General features: G+C 48.8%; 1 protein-coding gene. It reads left to right on the top strand.

Annotation, left to right across the window (positions count from 1 at the left end):
- On the top strand, positions 1 to 1,259 hold a 1,259-nt coding region (locus tag Q0191_RS05410), incomplete at both ends, for a transketolase (protein WP_297664520.1).

Here is a 1,259-nt window from a genome sequence, read left to right as displayed (position 1 = left end):
GTTAATGCCATTCGCTTTTTAGGAATTGACGCGATTGAAAAGTCTAAGTCAGGTCACCCCGGCGTCGTGATGGGCGCTGCGCCGATGGCTTACGACCTATTTACCAAACAGTTGCGTATCAATCCAGAAGAGCCAAATTGGATTAACCGCGATCGCTTCGTTCTATCTGCAGGACACGGCTCTATGTTGCTTTATGCCTTGCTCCATCTGTCTGGCTTTAAAGATGTCAGCATGGAAGAAATCAAAAACTTCCGCCAATGGGGCTCTAAGACACCAGGTCACCCAGAGTTTGGTCATACTGCTGGAGTTGATGCGACGACTGGACCATTGGGACAAGGGATTTCTACAGCTACTGGATTTGCTCAAGCAGAGCGTTTCTTGGCTGCCAAGTACAACCGTGATGGCTATCCAATTTTCGACCATTACACTTACGTCATCTGTGGTGATGGCGATTTGATGGAAGGGGTTTCAGCTGAGGCGGCTTCTTACGCTGGCCTGCAAAAGCTGGACAAACTGGTTGTTCTCTATGATTCAAATGATATCAACTTGGACGGGGAAACCAAGGATTCCTTTACAGAAAATGTTCGTGCCCGCTATGAAGCCTACGGTTGGTATACTGCCTTGGTGGAAGACGGCACAGACCTAGCAGCCATTGATGCAGCTATCAATGAGGCGAAAGCTTCAGGCAAGCCATCTTTGATTGAAGTCAAGACGGTTATCGGTTACGGTTCTCCAAACAAGCAAGGAACTAATGCAGTTCACGGTGCGCCTCTTGGAGCAGAAGAAGCGGAAGCTACTCGTAAAGCCTTGGGCTGGGACTATGCGCCATTTGAGATTCCTGAGGAAGTCTATGCAGACTACCGTACAAATGTGGCAGAGCGTGGTGCAGCGGCTTATGATGCTTGGAAACAGTTAGTAGAGGACTACAAGCAAGCCCATCCAGAATTGGCAGCAGAAGTAACAGCCATCATTGCTGGTCAGGATCCAGTAGAGATCAAACCAGAAGATTTCCCAGTGCTTGAAAATGGCTTCTCTCAAGCGACCCGTAATTCTAGTCAGGATGCCCTCAATGCAGCAGCTAAGGTTCTTCCAACTTTCCTCGGCGGTTCTGCTGACTTGGCTCATTCTAATATGACCTACATCAAGGAAGACGGATTGCAGGATGATGCCCACCGTCTCAACCGCAACATCCAATTTGGTGTGCGCGAGTTTGCTATGGGAACAATTCTCAACGGTATGGCGCTTCATGGTGGTCTTCG

The organism is uncultured Streptococcus sp. (genome assembly GCF_938036805.1).
Taxonomy (GTDB): Bacteria; Bacillota; Bacilli; order Lactobacillales; family Streptococcaceae; genus Streptococcus.
This window is presented reverse-complemented; position numbering and strand designations above follow the sequence as displayed.